15 protein-coding genes and 1 riboswitch are annotated in these 13,643 nt (G+C 74.0%); of the genes, 11 read left to right on the forward strand and 4 right to left on the reverse strand.

Annotated elements, in window-relative coordinates; translation table 11 throughout:
• Together ACH5AO_RS08770 and ACH5AO_RS08775 are read left to right on the forward strand one after the other, a co-directional pair.
• Window positions 1-354, forward strand: coding sequence for a hypothetical protein (locus ACH5AO_RS08770; RefSeq protein WP_398923223.1), 354 nt, complete (start codon window positions 1-3; stop codon window positions 352-354).
• A 10-nt stretch (window positions 355-364) separates the two neighbouring features.
• The gene (locus ACH5AO_RS08775) at window positions 365-1,441 is read left to right on the forward strand and encodes a hypothetical protein (protein WP_398923225.1); all 1,077 of its coding nucleotides are present in this window, start codon (window positions 365-367) and stop codon (window positions 1,439-1,441) included.
• A gap of 113 nt (window positions 1,442-1,554) precedes the next feature.
• Here the strand turns inward: ACH5AO_RS08775 and ACH5AO_RS08780 are convergent, their stop codons facing one another.
• Window positions 1,555-2,016 (reverse strand): carboxymuconolactone decarboxylase family protein, encoded by a 462-nt coding sequence (locus ACH5AO_RS08780; protein ID WP_398923227.1) that lies wholly within the window; start codon window positions 2,014-2,016, stop codon window positions 1,555-1,557.
• Complete coding sequence (locus ACH5AO_RS08785) at window positions 2,013-2,513, reverse strand: carboxymuconolactone decarboxylase family protein (RefSeq protein ID WP_398923229.1); 501 nt, start codon at window positions 2,511-2,513, stop codon at window positions 2,013-2,015. Before ACH5AO_RS08785 ends, ACH5AO_RS08780 begins: the two co-directional genes overlap by 4 nt.
• Before the next feature lie 46 nt (window positions 2,514-2,559).
• Between ACH5AO_RS08785 and ACH5AO_RS08790 the strand changes: the two genes are divergently transcribed.
• The 7 genes from ACH5AO_RS08790 to ACH5AO_RS08820 all read left to right on the forward strand — a co-directional run bounded on the left by ACH5AO_RS08790 (window position 2,560) and on the right by ACH5AO_RS08820 (window position 9,792).
• Window positions 2,560-3,945, forward strand: coding sequence for a PLP-dependent aminotransferase family protein (locus tag ACH5AO_RS08790; RefSeq protein ID WP_398923231.1), 1,386 nt, complete (start codon window positions 2,560-2,562; stop codon window positions 3,943-3,945).
• A gap of 125 nt (window positions 3,946-4,070) precedes the next feature.
• On the forward strand, window positions 4,071-4,565 hold the full coding sequence (locus ACH5AO_RS08795) for a hypothetical protein (protein WP_398923233.1): 495 nt from the start codon (window positions 4,071-4,073) through the stop codon (window positions 4,563-4,565).
• A 58-nt stretch (window positions 4,566-4,623) separates the two neighbouring features.
• Entirely contained in the window at window positions 4,624-4,932 is a 309-nt protein-coding gene (locus ACH5AO_RS08800) for a hypothetical protein (protein ID WP_398923235.1), read from the forward strand.
• A 7-nt stretch (window positions 4,933-4,939) separates the two neighbouring features.
• The gene (locus tag ACH5AO_RS08805; protein ID WP_398923237.1) at window positions 4,940-6,124 is read left to right on the forward strand and encodes a glutathionylspermidine synthase family protein; all 1,185 of its coding nucleotides are present in this window, start codon (window positions 4,940-4,942) and stop codon (window positions 6,122-6,124) included.
• 111 nt (window positions 6,125-6,235) lie between these two features.
• Window positions 6,236-6,336, forward strand: a riboswitch (ZMP/ZTP riboswitch).
• A gap of 29 nt (window positions 6,337-6,365) precedes the next feature.
• Window positions 6,366-7,811 carry a glycine hydroxymethyltransferase gene (locus ACH5AO_RS08810; protein WP_398923239.1) on the forward strand — a complete coding sequence of 482 codons (1,446 nt, stop codon included), beginning with the start codon at window positions 6,366-6,368 and terminating at the stop codon, window positions 7,809-7,811.
• A 186-nt stretch (window positions 7,812-7,997) separates the two neighbouring features.
• Window positions 7,998-9,011 carry a tryptophan--tRNA ligase gene (gene trpS / locus ACH5AO_RS08815; RefSeq protein WP_398923241.1) on the forward strand — a complete coding sequence of 338 codons (1,014 nt, stop codon included), beginning with the start codon at window positions 7,998-8,000 and terminating at the stop codon, window positions 9,009-9,011.
• Between the two features lie 202 nt (window positions 9,012-9,213).
• Window positions 9,214-9,792, forward strand: a complete 579-nt coding sequence (locus ACH5AO_RS08820; protein WP_398923243.1) for a 2'-5' RNA ligase family protein — start codon at window positions 9,214-9,216, stop codon at window positions 9,790-9,792.
• An 11-nt stretch (window positions 9,793-9,803) separates the two neighbouring features.
• Here ACH5AO_RS08820 and ACH5AO_RS08825 read toward each other — a convergent pair whose 3' ends face one another.
• On the reverse strand, window positions 9,804-10,559 hold the full coding sequence (locus ACH5AO_RS08825; RefSeq protein WP_398923245.1) for a decaprenylphospho-beta-D-erythro-pentofuranosid-2-ulose 2-reductase: 756 nt from the start codon (window positions 10,557-10,559) through the stop codon (window positions 9,804-9,806).
• Between the two features lie 19 nt (window positions 10,560-10,578).
• Window positions 10,579-11,934 carry an FAD-binding protein gene (locus ACH5AO_RS08830; RefSeq protein WP_398923247.1) on the reverse strand — a complete coding sequence of 452 codons (1,356 nt, stop codon included), beginning with the start codon at window positions 11,932-11,934 and terminating at the stop codon, window positions 10,579-10,581.
• Between the two features lie 158 nt (window positions 11,935-12,092).
• Here ACH5AO_RS08830 and ACH5AO_RS08835 point away from each other — a divergent pair, with 158 nt between their 5' ends.
• Both ACH5AO_RS08835 and ACH5AO_RS08840 read left to right on the forward strand, forming a co-directional pair.
• On the forward strand, window positions 12,093-12,626 hold the full coding sequence (locus ACH5AO_RS08835) for a phosphatase PAP2 family protein (RefSeq protein ID WP_398923633.1): 534 nt from the start codon (window positions 12,093-12,095) through the stop codon (window positions 12,624-12,626).
• Window positions 12,623-13,561 carry a decaprenyl-phosphate phosphoribosyltransferase gene (locus tag ACH5AO_RS08840; RefSeq protein WP_398923249.1) on the forward strand — a complete coding sequence of 313 codons (939 nt, stop codon included), beginning with the start codon at window positions 12,623-12,625 and terminating at the stop codon, window positions 13,559-13,561. Before ACH5AO_RS08835 ends, ACH5AO_RS08840 begins: the two co-directional genes overlap by 4 nt.
• The last annotated feature ends 82 nt before the right edge of the window (window positions 13,562-13,643 follow it).

A 13,643-nucleotide genomic window follows, 5' to 3' on the forward strand; every position in this document is an offset into this window, starting at 1 on the left:
ATGGCGGTCAACGAGCCGAACATCAGCATCAACCGCGCCGACAACTCCTCCTTCGCCTTCGGCGACAACGCCCGGGCCGCGACCCACAACAGCGCCCCGGCGTCACGCGACGAGTCCGCCGAGCAGCTGCTGGCGGCCGTGCGGGAACTCCGCGGTGACCTGGCCAGGCTGCGGGAGAACGAGCAGGCCGCGCGGCTGGACGAGACCCTCGCCGAGACCGAGGAGGAGATCGCCCGGACCGGAACGGCCGGTGAGGGCCGCCTCCGGCGGCTGCGCGAGGTGCTCACGGACGCCCAGAACATCGTGACGCTGTTCGCGTCGGCGGGAGCCGTCGCCGGCCTGCTGGGAATGTGAGAGGGACGCGATGAGCGGGGGACAGCGGTACTGGAACGAGGACGCCCAGCGCTGGGAGGACGGCGGCGACGGCGCCGCACCGGTCACCCCGCCGCCCCCGCCGCTCCCGGAGTTCCTGCCGCTCGAGCCGGACGCGCCGACGGGTGCTTCGGCGGGCTCCCCGGACGCGCCGGACGACGTGCCGACGGTCACCGTACCGGCGGGCGGCATACCGACGGGTGGCATACCGGCGGGCGGCGGCATACCGGGGCCCGCCGCGGGTCACGGAGGTCACGGAGCATGGTCCGTCCCCGAACCGCCGAACGGCGTGGCCTGGCCGCCCGCCGAGCCGGCACCGCCCGTCGGCCGGGGCCCCGGCCGACGGCTCCTGTGGGGCGTGCTGGGCGGAGCCGCCGCGGCCGGGGCCGCCGTGGCGCTGCTGCTGACGCTGGTCGTCGACGACGACGCGGCGGACGGCGGGCCCGGCTCCCGCGACGACCACGCGGCCACCTCCGGCCCGGCGCCGACGTCCGACGTGACCCCCAGCCCGTCGGACGTGGGCACGGCCGCCGTCGAACCCACCGGCGACGACACCGGCTCCCCCTCCGGTCGGGCGTCCGGACTCCCCGCCGACTACGAGCTCCACACCGACGCCGAGGGCTTCACCATCGCCCGCCCGCTGGGCTGGACGCGCGAGGCGGTGGCCTCCCAGCACGGCATGGACGTCGTCAACTACCGCAGCGCCGACGGATACCGCCGTCTCCAGGTGTACGAGGTCGCGGAGTCCTCCCCCGAGGAGTCCTTCGACCTGTTCCTGTCCGACAGCACGCCGAAGGCCGAAGGTTTCGAGAAGGTCTCCCTGGAGCCGGTCGACGAGGCCGGCGTCTCCGGGCAGCGGCTGGAGTACCGGGCCGACTCCCTGCGGGGCGAGCCGGACGTCGGCAGCTGGCACGTCCAGGACGTGCGCTTCCGCGCTCCGGGCGACGGCAGGACGTACGCGATCACCGCGTACGGCCCGCCCACCGACGGCATCGACCCCGAACTGGACCTGGTACTGACGGCCGTCGCCCACTTCTGCCCCCCGGACACCACCTGTGAACAGGGCTGACCCGAGGACTTCCCGGCCGCACCCGGCACCCCTGTCCCGCTGCGTCGTTCCGCCGCACCCCGCTCCCCGGAGCACCGCCGGTCATGGACCGCGCACGCACCGGCGACCGGAGTTCACCACTCGGTGGAGCCCGCGGGGATGCGGCGGGCGACCATCAGCCGGTTCCAGCCGTTGACGGCGGTGATCAGGGCGATCAGGTGGGCGAGCCGGGCGGCGTCGAAGTGCCGGGCCGCCCGCTCGTACACCTCGTCGGGCACGAAACCCTCGGTCAGCACCGTGACCGCCTCGGTCAGCTCCAGCGCGGCCCGCTCCCGCGCGTCGAAGACGTCGTCCCCGGCCTCGCTCCAGGCGTCCAGGAGGTCGAGCTGGGCCTCGCGCACCGCCCCGCCCCGGCGGGCGAGGGCGAGGTGCATGTCGAGGCAGAACGCGCAGCGGTTGAGCTGCGAGGCCCGGATCTGCACCAGCTCGGCCAGCCCGGGGTCGCCGAGGCCCTTCGTGGCGGCGGCGCTCACCGCCCGCAGCGCGCTGCGGACACCGGCGTCGAGACGGGTCGTACGGGGCGTACGGGTCGTCACCCGCGCTGTCCCGGCGTGTAGTGGCCCGGGGCCATCCGGCAGGTCACACCGAACCGGTTCCACGCGTTGATCACCGCGATCGCGGCGATGAGCTGCGCCAGCTCCGGCTCCTCGAACCACTTGGCGGCCCGCTCGTACACCTCGTCCGGCACGAAGCCGTCCGTCAGCACGGTGACCGCGTCGGTCAGCTCGATCGCCGCGAGCTCCTTCTCCGTGTAGAAGTGCCGCGACTCCTCCCAGGCGCCGAGCTGGATGATCCGCTCGACGCTCTCGCCCGCCGCGAGCGCGTCCTTGGTGTGCATGTCCAGGCAGAAGGCGCAGTGGTTGAGCTGCGAAGCGCGGATCTTCACCAGCTCGTACAGCTTGGCGTCGAGCCCCTTCCTGGCGGCGGAGTCCAGCCGGACCATCGCCTTGTAGACCTCGGGGGCGTGCCGGGCCCACTCCAGCCGGACGGGCGGCTCGGGGGCGTACTCGGTGTTCGTCTCAGGAGCGATCATGCCTCGACCCTAGGAGCGGGGCAGCCCAGGGGTATGGTCCATTTCCATGGCGGAACGCTGGGCCACTTTCGGCATCGACCTCCACCTCGAACCGGCCGGGCCCGGCCTGCGCCGCGGCCTGACCGAGGCCCTGCGCGAGGCCGTCCGCACCGGCCGGCTCGCCCCCGGCACCCGGTTGCCCTCCTCCCGCTCCCTCGCCGCAGACCTGGGCATCGCCCGCAACACCGTCGCCGACGCCTACGCCGACCTGGTCGCCGAGGGCTGGCTCACCGCCCGGCAGGGCTCCGGCACCCGGGTCGCCGACCGCGCGGTGCCCACCCCGCCGACCCGCCGGCCGTCCCCGCGCCGGGCCCCCGGCCGGCTCACGTACGACCTCGTCCCGGGCACCCCCGACCTCTCCTCCTTCCCCCGCGCCGAATGGCTCAGGGCCACCCGCCGCGCCCTCGCCACCGCCCCGCACGACGCCCTCGGCTACGGCGACCCGCGCGGCCGGCCCGAACTGCGCACGGCCCTCGCGGACTACCTCGCCCGGGTGCGCGGCGTACGCACCGCTCCCGAACGGATCGTCGTCTGCGCCGGTTTCGCCGGCGGCCTCCGCCTCCTCTGCGAGGTCCTGCGCGCCCGTGGCGCCCGCACCCTGGCCGTGGAGTCCTACGGACTGGACACCCACTGGGACCTGGCCGCCCGCGCCGGCCTGACCACCGTCCCGCTCCCCTTCGACTCCCTCGGCACCCTCGCACAGGACCCGGGCGCCGCCGACGCGGTCCTGCTCAGCCCGGCCCACCAGTTCCCCCTCGGCGGTGCCCTGCGCCCCGAGCGCCGCGCCGCCGTCGTCGACTGGGCGCGCCGCACCGGCGGACTGATCCTGGAGGACGACTACGACGGCGAGTTCCGCTACGACCGCCAGGCCGTCGGCGCGCTCCAGGACCTCGACCCCGACCACGTGGTCTACCTCGGCACGGCCAGCAAGTCCCTCGCCCCCGGCCTCCGCCTCGGCTGGATGGTCCTGCCCCCGTCCCTGCTCCCGGACGTCGTCGCCCACGGCGGCGGCCACCGCGTCGGCGTCCTCGAACAGCTCACCCTCGCCGAGTTCCTCACCTCCGGCGCCTACGACCGCCACGTCCGGGCCGCCCGCCTGCGCTACCGCCGCCGCCGCGACCTGCTGGTCGAGTCCCTCGCCGCCCGGGCCCCCGACGTCCGGGTCACCGGCATCGCGGCCGGCCTGCACGCCGTCCTGCGACTCCCGCCCGGCACCGAGCGGTCCGTGGTCCAGGCCGCCACCTGGCAGAACCTCGCCGTCCACGGCCTCTCCCGCTTCCGCCACCCCGCCGCCGGCACCGAGGCGGGCGACGCCCTGGTGGTCGGCTACGCCACCCCGCCGGACCACGCCTGGGCGAGCACCCTGGACGCCCTGTGCCGGGCGCTGCCCTGACGCACCGGAGGTGCGCGGGTGCCGTCGGCGGAGGGGACGCGGCCGGTGGCTCCCCGCCGGGACCACTCGGATCCGAGTAGCCGTACTCAGGCGTGCGGCTGCCCGTCCGCGTCAGCATGGTGGGCATGCTGACGTGGGTCCTGGACCTCGGCTCGGCGGTCCTGCTGTCCGGGCTCGAAGGGGCGGCGCTGGTCGCCTTCTGGTTCGTCGAAGGCCTGAAGCAGTGGGCCAGGGGAGGGCCCGTTCCCGGTGCGGCGAGGCGGTTCTTCCTGGTGGTGAGCGGGGGAGCGGTCTCCTCGGCGGCGATCGGCCACGGTCTCTGGCGGGCCGGTCTGCGGGTGGCCGCCGTGTCCCAGGCGGTCCTGGCCGTGCTTCTCGCCCTGGCACTGGTCCTGGACGCGGTGACCGGGGCGGGCAGGCGGAAGAGCCGGTACCGGCTGCGGCGCCGTCTTCGCCGGGAACGCCGGCACGCGTCCCGGGGAGGAAACGGACAGGTGGAGGCCGCGCGGGGCGCACCACGAGCCACGGAATCGGCCCATGTGTGCCAAAGGGGGCGAAAGGGCGGCGGCGGGAGGGGCGGGAGCGGGGGCTCCCGCGTGCGCCCGCCGGGCGGTCTCTAGGCTGTCCGCCGCGAGCCGGGGAAGGTGACCCGGGGAAGTACGAGGGGGAGTGAAGGACATGGCGGAGTCACGACGGCGGTTGAGGTCCAGCACGGTGGTGCTCGGGGGGATGGGTGTCCTCGCGGCGGCGCTGACCTCGTGCGGGTCGGATCCGGACCGGCGGTGCGTGGACCGGGACAGCTACGACTACGCCAACGGCTACAAGGTCGTCGCCGACAGGAACTGCAAGAAGAGCACCGGCGACGCCGACTGGTACTACGACGCCGACGTCAGCAACGGCTACGCCGACTACGGCACCTTCAGCCGCAGCGAGGCCGTCGACCGGGGCGGCTTCGGCTGCTCGGGCTCCGGCAGCAGCGGCGGCTGACCGGATCATGGAACGACGTACGACCGAGCCCCGCCCCGGCTGGCAGGAGACCGTCGAGGAGCAGGGGCTCGTCTACCCGCTCACCCGCCACCCGGACGGATCCCTGCGCCCCTACTGGGACGAGAGCGCCTACTACGTCTTCGGCCTGGACGAGGTCGAGGCGCTGGAGGAGGTCGTCGAGGAGTTGCACGGCATGTGCCTCGCCGCCGCCGGGCACATCGTCACCGCCGACCGCTTCGCCGACCTCGGCATCACCGACCCGCGCATCGCCCGCGCGGTCGCCGAGGCCTGGCACCGGCGCGCCGAACTCCCCTCCGTCTACGGCCGTTTCGACCTGCGCTACGACGGCACCGGCCCGGCGAAACTCCTGGAGTACAACGCCGACACCCCCACCTCCCTGGTGGAGGCCGCCTCCCCCCAGTGGTTCTGGATGGAGGAACGCTTCCCCGGCGCCGACCAGTGGAACTCCCTCCACGAACGCCTCGTCGACGCCTGGAGGAGACAGGCCGCCCTCCTCCCGCCGGGCAGCCCCCTGTACTTCGCCCACTCCTCCGCCGACGAGTACGGCGAGGACCTCATGACCGTCGCCTACCTCAAGGAGACCGCCGAACAGGCCGGCCTCGACACCGACTGGATCTCCATGGAGGAGATCGGCTGGGACCGTCTCTCCGGCCGCTTCGTCGACAAGGGCCTCCGGTTCATCCGCAGCATCTTCAAGCTGTACCCCTGGGAGTGGCTCACCACCGACCGCTTCGCCGACCACGTCCTCGACACGCTCGACAACGGCGGCGGCACCGGCTCCACCCTGTGGATCGAGCCGGCCTGGAAGATGCTCCTCAGCAACAAGGCCCTCCTGGCGATCCTCTGGGAGCTCTACCCCGGCCACCCCCACCTCCTCCCCGCCTACCTGGACGGCCCGCGGGAACTGGCCGACACCACCGGCTGGGTCGCCAAGCCCCTGCTCGGCCGCGAGGGCGCCGGCGTCACCCTCCACGAGCCCGGCTCCGCCCCCGTGCTCCGCGACGAACCCTGCTGCTACCAGCAGCTGGCCCCGCTCCCCACCTTCGACGGCAACCACGTCGTCCTCGGCACCTGGGTGGTGGAGAACGAGTCGGCGGGCCTGGGCATCCGGGAGTCGTCGGGCCTGGTGACGGACGAGTACGCCCGCTTCCTGCCCCACGTGATCCTCTAGCGCGCCGCCCGCGCCGCCCGCGCCGCCCGCGCCGCCCGCGCCGACGAGGCGGAGGCCGACGCCCGCATGGTGGACGCCTCCCCGTGGCACTTCGTGCCACCCGGTAATGTGACCGTGGGCCGTGACTGGCGCGCAAGGATGGGAACAACCATCGGGAAGCGGCCCCGGACCCCTCGGGCCCGAAACATGTGCCGTGCGCCTGGGCCGACCCGAACGCCGACCACAACGTCCGGAGGTCCCCATGCCAGCCGAGCCCACCCCCGCTTCCACCGCCTTCCGCTCCGCCCTCGACGTGATCCGCGCCGTCGAGCCGCGCGTCGCCGACGCCATCGGCCAGGAGGTCGCCGACCAGCGCGAGATGCTCAAGCTGATCGCCTCCGAGAACTACGCCTCCCCGGCCACCCTCCTGGCGATGGGCAACTGGTTCAGCGACAAGTACGCCGAGGGCACCGTCGGCCGCCGCTTCTACGCCGGCTGCCGCAACGTCGACACCGTCGAGTCGCTCGCCGCCGAGCACGCCAAGGAGCTCTTCGGCGCCCGCCACGCCTACGTCCAGCCGCACTCCGGCATCGACGCCAACCTCGTCGCCTTCTGGGCCGTCCTCGCCGACCGCGTCGAGGCCCCCTTCCTGGAGAAGACCGGCGCCCGCCAGGTCAACGACCTTTCCGAGGCCGACTGGGCCGAGCTGCGCCAGGCCTTCGGCAACCAGCGCATGCTCGGCATGTCCCTGGACGCCGGCGGCCACCTCACCCACGGCTTCCGCCCGAACATCTCCGGCAAGATGTTCGACCAGCGCTCCTACGGCACCGACCCGGCCACCGGCCTGATCGACTACGAGGCCCTGCGCGCCTCCGCCCGCGAGTTCAAGCCGCTGATCATCGTCGCCGGCTACTCCGCCTACCCCCGTCTGGTGAACTTCCGGATCATGCGGGAGATCGCCGACGAGGTCGGCGCCACGCTCATGGTCGACATGGCCCACTTCGCCGGTCTCGTCGCCGGCAAGGTCCTCACCGGCGACTTCGACCCCGTCCCGCACGCCCAGATCGTCACCACCACCACCCACAAGTCGCTGCGCGGCCCGCGCGGCGGCATGGTGCTGTGCGACGACTCCCTCAAGGACCAGGTCGACCGCGGCTGCCCGATGGTCCTCGGCGGCCCGCTCCCGCACGTCATGGCCGCCAAGGCCGTCGCCCTCGCCGAGGCCCGGCAGCCCGCCTTCCAGGACTACGCCCGGCGCATCGTCGACAACTCCCGCGCCCTCGCCGAGGGCCTGATGCGGCGCGGCGCCACCCTGGTCACCGGCGGCACCGACAACCACCTCAACCTGATCGACGTCGCCACCTCCTACGGCCTCACCGGCCGCCAGGCCGAGGCCGCCCTGCTCGACTCGGGCGTCGTCACCAACCGCAACGCCATCCCGGCCGACCCCAACGGCGCCTGGTACACCTCCGGCATCCGCGTCGGCACCCCCGCGCTGACCACGCGCGGCCTGGGCGCCGCCGAGATGGACGAGGTCGCGGGTCTCATCGACCGCGTCCTGACCAGCACGGAGCCGGGCACCACCAAGTCCGGCGCCCCCTCCAAGGCCGCCCACGTCCTCGACGCGAAGGTCGCCGACGAGATCTCCCGCCGCGCCACCGACCTCGTCGCCGGCTTCCCGCTCTACCCGGAGGTCGACCTCGGCTGAGGCGGCCCGGCCCTGCCCGACGCGCCCCGCGGCGGCCCGGTCACCCACCGGGCCGCCGTGCGGCGCACCGGCCGGAGCTCCGGCGATCCCGGCCGCGAGCCCTCGCCGTACCACCGGGCACGGACCGGAACATCCTGTTCCGGACCCGTGCCCGAGCGACCCCGGAAGCCTGAGAGAATAGTGGGCATGGCGACTGACCGACCCCGCGTGCTCTCCGGAATCCAGCCCACCGCAGGCTCGTTCCACCTCGGCAACTACCTCGGCGCCGTCCGTCAGTGGGTGGCCCTGCAGGAGACCCACGACGCGTTCTACATGGTCGTCGACCTGCACGCGATCACGGTCCCGCAGGACCCCGCCGAGCTGCGCGCCAACACCCGGCTGGCCGCCGCCCAGCTGCTGGCCGCCGGTCTGGACCCGGAGCGCTGCACGCTCTTCGTGCAGAGTCACGTCCCCGAGCACGCCCAGCTCGCCTGGGTCATGAACTGCCTCACCGGCTTCGGCGAGGCCTCCCGCATGACCCAGTTCAAGGACAAGTCCGCCAAGCAGGGCGCCGACCGCGCCTCCGTCGGCCTGTTCACGTACCCGGTCCTGCAGGTCGCGGACATCCTGCTCTACCAGGCCGACGAGGTGCCGGTGGGCGAGGACCAGCGCCAGCACATCGAGCTCACCCGCGACCTCGCCGACCGCTTCAACGGCCGGTTCGGCGAGACGTTCACGATGCCGAAGCCGTACATCCTCAAGGAGACGGCGAAGATCTACGACCTCCAGGACCCGGCGGTCAAGATGAGCAAGTCGGCGTCCACGCCGAAGGGCCTCATCAACCTCCTGGACGAGCCGAGGACCACCGCCAAGAAGGTGAAGAGCGCGGTCACCGACACCGACACGGTGATCCGCTACGACGTCGTGGAGAAGCCCGGGGTGAGCAATCTCCTCACGATCTACTCGACCCTCACCGGGGCGGACATCCCCGAACTGGAGCAGCGGTACGAGGGCAAGGGCTACGGCGCGCTCAAGACGGACCTCGCCGAGGTCATGGTCGAGTTCGTGACCCCGTTCCAGGAGCGCACCCGGCAGTACCTGGACGACCCCGAGACGCTCGACTCGATCCTGGCCAAGGGCGCGGAGAAGGCGCGCGCCGTCGCCGCGGAGACCCTCTCCCGGGCGTACGACCGGGTCGGTTTCCTGCCCGCCAAGCACTGAACCACCGGCCGCCGCACCGGCGCTGAACCGGCCCACGGCCGCCGTCCGTACCACCGCACAGCGCTGCACATCACTCCGGTTGCGCCTGCCCGCATCCGGGTCGTGGTCGTACAGTCGATGACAGGGTGACCGCTCGGGCGGTCACCCGGTGCTCACCGCAGTTCCACCACCGCGCTTCACCACCACAACGACAGGAGACGACGTGGGGACCGTAACGATCGGTGTGTCGATCGCGGTCCCGGAGCCTCACGGCAGCCGGCTTCAGCAGCTGCGCGCGGGCTTCGGCGACGCCGCCGCTCACGGCATCCCCACGCACGTCACCCTGCTGCCGCCGACCGAGATAGACGAGGCCGACCTGGTGGCCGTCGAGGCGCACCTCGGCGAGGTCGCCGCGGCGGGCCGCCCGTTCCCGATGCGGCTGTCCGGCACCGGCACCTTCCGGCCGCTCTCGCCGGTGGTGTACGTCCGGGTCGTCGACGGCGGCGAGGCGTGCACCTGGCTGCAGAAGCAGGTCCGCGACGCCTCCGGCCCGGTCGCCCGCGAGCTGCCGTTCCCGTACCACCCGCACGTCACCGTGGCGCACGGCATCGAGGAGGCGGCCATGGACCGCGCCTTCGAGGAGCTCGCCGGCTACGAGGCCGAGTGGCCCTGCACCGGCTTCGCGCTCTACGAACAGGGCGCCGACGGGGTGTGGCGCAAGCTGCGCGAGTTCCCCTTCGGCACCGTGGTGGTGCCCCCGCAGTCCGGGAGCGTGGACCGGGGATCCGTCTCCGCCCACTGAGCCCCCGGCCCTCAGACCGGCAGCCGGCGGAACACCCCGCGCGGCAGGTGCCGCAGCGCCGACATCACCACCCGCAGCGCGCCCGGCACCCACACGGTCTCCGCGCGGCGCCGCAGCCCCAGCTCGACGGCCGCCGCGACCGCCTCCGGCGTGGTGGCCAGCGGCGCCTCGGGAAGCCCGGCGGTCATCCGGGTACGGACGAAACCGGGGCGTACGACCATGACGTGCACCCCCGTGCCGTACAGCGCGTCGCCGAGGCCCTGGGCGAAGGCGTCCAGGCCGGCCTTGCTGGAGCCGTAGATGAAGTTGGCGCGGCGGGCCCGCTCGCCCGCCACGGAGGAGAGCACCACCAGCGAGCCGTGGCCCTGCGCCTGGAGGGCGCTCGCGCACACCAGGCCCGACGAGACCGCGCCGGTGTAGTTGGTCTGCGCGACCCGCACCGCGGCCGACGGGTCCCGTTCGTCGTGCGCCTGGTCGCCCAGGGTGCCGAAGGCGAGCAGCACCATGTCGACGTCGCCCTCGGCGAAGACCTTGCCGAGGGCGTCCTCGTGGGCGGCGGGGTCGAGCGCGTCGAAGGCGACCGTGCGCACCTCGGCGCCGAGGCCGCGCAGCTGTTCCGCGGCCTCCTCCAGGCCGGGGGAGGGGCGGCCGGCCAGCCACACCGTGCGGGTGCGGCGGGCGATCAGCCGCCGCGCGGTGGCCAGCGCGATCCCGGACGTACCGCCGAGGACGAGCAGGGACTGGGGGAGGCCGAAGGCGTCCTTCATGACGGCTCCTGGGGGGTGTCTAGAGGTGGAGGCGGCGGGCCAGGTCGGAGACGAACACCCCGCGCGGGTCCAGTGCGGCGCGCAGCGCGCGGAAGTCGTCCAGGCGGGGGTACATGGCCGCGAGCAGCTCCGGGCGCAGCCGGGAGTCCTTGGCGAGGTAGACGCGCCCGCCGGCGCCGGCGACCTCCTCGTCGAGTTCGTCGAGGAAGCCGCCGAGACCGGGCAGCGAGGCCGGGACGTCCAGGGCCAGGGTCCAGCCCGGCACCGGGAAGGACAGCCAGCCGGGGTCGGCCTCCCCGAAGCGCTTGAGGACGGCGAGGAAGGACGGGCAGCGGCGCTCGGAGATCCGGCGCACGATCCGGCGCAGGACGTCCTCCCGGCCGTGCCCGACGACGAACTGGTACTGCACGAAGCCGCCCCGGCCGTAGACGCGGTTCCAGTGCGGCACGCCGTCCAGGGGGTGGAAGAACGCGGGGATCCGCTGGAGCTGTCCCGTGCGAGCGCGGGGGGCCTTGCGGTACCAGAGTTCGTTGAACAGTCCCACGGTGGTGCGGCTGAGCAGGCCCCCGGGGAGGAAGGAGGGGGCGGCCGGGAGGCGGGAGGTGCGGAAGGAGAGGGGTTCCCCGCGCGCGCGTGCGTTCCGGGGCAGGGCGTCCAGGGGGGCGTGGTCGCCGCGCGTGAGCACCGCGCGGCCGGTGGCGGCGCCGCGGGCCAGCAGATCGATCCAGGCGACCGAGTAGCGGTAGCGGTGGTCGGTGTCGGCGAGGCGGGCCATCAGGTCGTCGAGGTCGTTCGCGCGCTCGGTGTCGACGCGCATCAGCGAGGTCTCGACCGGCTGGAGCCGGATCGTCGCGGTGAGGATCACCCCGGTCAGGCCCATGCCGCCCGCGGTCGCCTCGAACAGCGGCGTGCCCGGCACGACCGTACGGACCCGGCCGTCGGCGGTGAGCAGCTCCAGGGAGAGCACGTGGCGGGAGAAGGAACCGGAGACGTGGTGGTTCTTGCCGTGGATGTCGGCGCCGATCGCCCCGCCGACCGTCACGTAGCGCGTGCCCGGCGTCACCGGCACGAACCAGCCGAGCGGCAGCAGCACCTCCATCAGCCGGTGCAGGGAGACGCCCGCGTCGCACAGCACGGTGCCGCCGTCGGCGTCGATCGCGTGCACGCGGTCCAGGCCCGTCATGTCGAGCACGGCGCCGCCCGCGTTCTGCGCCGCGTCCCCGTACGCCCGTCCCAGCCCCCGCGCGATGCCCCCGCGGGACCCGCACTCCCGGACGGCCAGGGCGGCCTCCTCGTACGTCCGTGGGCGGACCAGCCGGGCGGCGGTGGGAGCGGTGCGGCCCCACCCCGTGACGGGAACGGTGTCGGCAGGCATGACGGTGACCGTATCGTCCCTATGTGACTTTTTAGTTTTGAAACGTGACCCCCGTCCCTGAAACGGGTGATTAATGGGATGTCGCTCCCGGACGACGGGAATTCCGGCCCGCGGAGCGTGAACAGTGGGTCCCCATGGACGACCTCCACGACCTCCCCATGGACGACCTCCACGGCCTCCCCCGCACCCGCGGTCCCCGCGGCATGGACCACCGGATCGTCTCGGCCTGCAGGGCGTACGGCGCGGACCCCCGCGTGGCCGGTGCCGCGCGGCTCCTGTCCCGGGCGGGGGAGCACGGGGCGGTGTGGCTCGCCGCGGGGCTCGCCGGAGCCGTCGTCGACCGGCCCCGGCGCGGCGCCTGGCTGCGCGGCACCGCGCTCACCGCGGGCGCCCACGTCGCCGGCTCGGTGCTGAAACGGGTCGTGCGCCGTCCGCGCCCCGCGCACGTCGAACCCCTGGTCACCGCGGTCGGCCGGCACTCCTTCCCCAGCTCGCACGCCACCTCGGCGGCGGCCGCCGCCGTCGCCTTCGGCGCGCTGGGCGCCCGCGCGGTGCCCCCGCTCGCCGTCGCCGTCTGCGTCTCCCGCCTGGTGGCCGGCGTCCACTACCCGTCGGACGTGGCGGCCGGCGCCGCCCTCGGCGCGCTCACGGCCCGCCTCGGCGCCCGCTGGATGACGGGAGGCCCCGCGTGACCCTCCTGCGCGAGCGCTCCGACCGGCGGCAGGGCGCACCGCCCGGCAGGGGCGGCCTGCTCAGGGGCCTGCTGCTGACCGCGCGGCCCAAGCAGTGGGTCAAGAACGTCCTGGTGATCGCCGCCCCGGCCGCCGCCGGCGAACTGTTCTCCGTCCACGCCCTGACCCGGCTCGCCCTGGTCTTCGTCCTGTTCACCGCCTGCGCCGCCGCCGTCTACCTCGTCAACGACGCGCGCGACGCCGACGCCGACCGCGCCCACCCCGTCAAGTGCCGCCGCCCGGTCGCCGCCGGCCAGGTCCCCGTACCGGCCGCCTACGCCGCCGGAGCCGCCCTCGGCGTCCTCGCGCCCGTCGTCGCGGCCCGGCTGTGCCCCCCGGAGGCCGCCGCGCTGCTGACCGCCTACCTCGTCATGCAACTGGCGTACTGCGTCAGCCTCAAGCACGTCCTCGTCGTCGACCTCGTCGTCGTCACCACCGGCTTCGTGATGCGCGCGGTGATCGGCGGACTCGCCCTCGGCATCCCCCTGTCCCGCTGGTTCCTCATCACCACCGGGTTCGGCGCGCTGTTCATGGTCGCCGCCAAGCGCTACTCCGAGGCCGTGCGGATGACCGGGAAGGAGGGCGCCACGCGCGCGCTGCTCACCGAGTACACCACCGGCTACCTCCGCTTCGTCTGGCAGCTCGCCGCCGGTGTCGCCGTCCTCGGCTACTGCCTGTGGGCCCTGGAGGAGGGCAGCGGCGTGCCGCACGCCGGCGTGCTGCCCTGGCGGCAGCTGTCCGTGGTCGCCTTCGTCCTCGCCGTCCTCCGCTACGCCGTCTTCGCCGACCGCGGGACCGCCGGCGAACCCGAGGACGTGGTGCTGGGCGACCGCGCGCTCGCCGTCATCGGCCTGGTCTGGGCGGCGATGTACGCCCTGGCGGCGGCCGGCTGGTGAGGAACCGTCCGCTCCGCCACCGGCCGTGGAAAACCGGTCCCGGGGTACCAGGACACGGGGGCGCCGGGACATGGGGCCTCCG

The sequence above is a fragment of the Streptomyces sp. NPDC018964 genome (assembly GCF_044390325.1).
In the GTDB taxonomy this organism is placed as follows: domain Bacteria; phylum Actinomycetota; class Actinomycetes; order Streptomycetales; family Streptomycetaceae; genus Streptomyces.

Bases quoted from the DNA above. Each gene is read 5' to 3' on its own strand.
- ACH5AO_RS08770 (WP_398923223.1), top strand. From the start codon at position 1: ATGGCGGTCAACGAGCCGAACATCAGCATCAACCGCGCCGACAACTCC.
- ACH5AO_RS08775 (WP_398923225.1), top strand. From the start codon at position 365: ATGAGCGGGGGACAGCGGTACTGGAACGAGGACGCCCAGCGCTGGGAG.
- trpS (WP_398923241.1), top strand. From the start codon at position 7,998: ATGGCGACTGACCGACCCCGCGTGCTCTCCGGAATCCAGCCCACCGCA.
- ACH5AO_RS08825 (WP_398923245.1), bottom strand. From the start codon at position 10,559: ATGAAGGACGCCTTCGGCCTCCCCCAGTCCCTGCTCGTCCTCGGCGGT.
- ACH5AO_RS08795 (WP_398923233.1), top strand. From the start codon at position 4,071: ATGCTGACGTGGGTCCTGGACCTCGGCTCGGCGGTCCTGCTGTCCGGG.
- ACH5AO_RS08805 (WP_398923237.1), top strand. From the start codon at position 4,940: ATGGAACGACGTACGACCGAGCCCCGCCCCGGCTGGCAGGAGACCGTC.
- ACH5AO_RS08785 (WP_398923229.1), bottom strand. From the start codon at position 2,513: ATGATCGCTCCTGAGACGAACACCGAGTACGCCCCCGAGCCGCCCGTC.
- ACH5AO_RS08830 (WP_398923247.1), bottom strand. From the start codon at position 11,934: ATGCCTGCCGACACCGTTCCCGTCACGGGGTGGGGCCGCACCGCTCCC.
- ACH5AO_RS08800 (WP_398923235.1), top strand. From the start codon at position 4,624: ATGGCGGAGTCACGACGGCGGTTGAGGTCCAGCACGGTGGTGCTCGGG.
- ACH5AO_RS08810 (WP_398923239.1), top strand. From the start codon at position 6,366: ATGCCAGCCGAGCCCACCCCCGCTTCCACCGCCTTCCGCTCCGCCCTC.
- ACH5AO_RS08790 (WP_398923231.1), top strand. From the start codon at position 2,560: ATGGCGGAACGCTGGGCCACTTTCGGCATCGACCTCCACCTCGAACCG.
- ACH5AO_RS08835 (WP_398923633.1), top strand. From the start codon at position 12,093: ATGGACGACCTCCACGGCCTCCCCCGCACCCGCGGTCCCCGCGGCATG.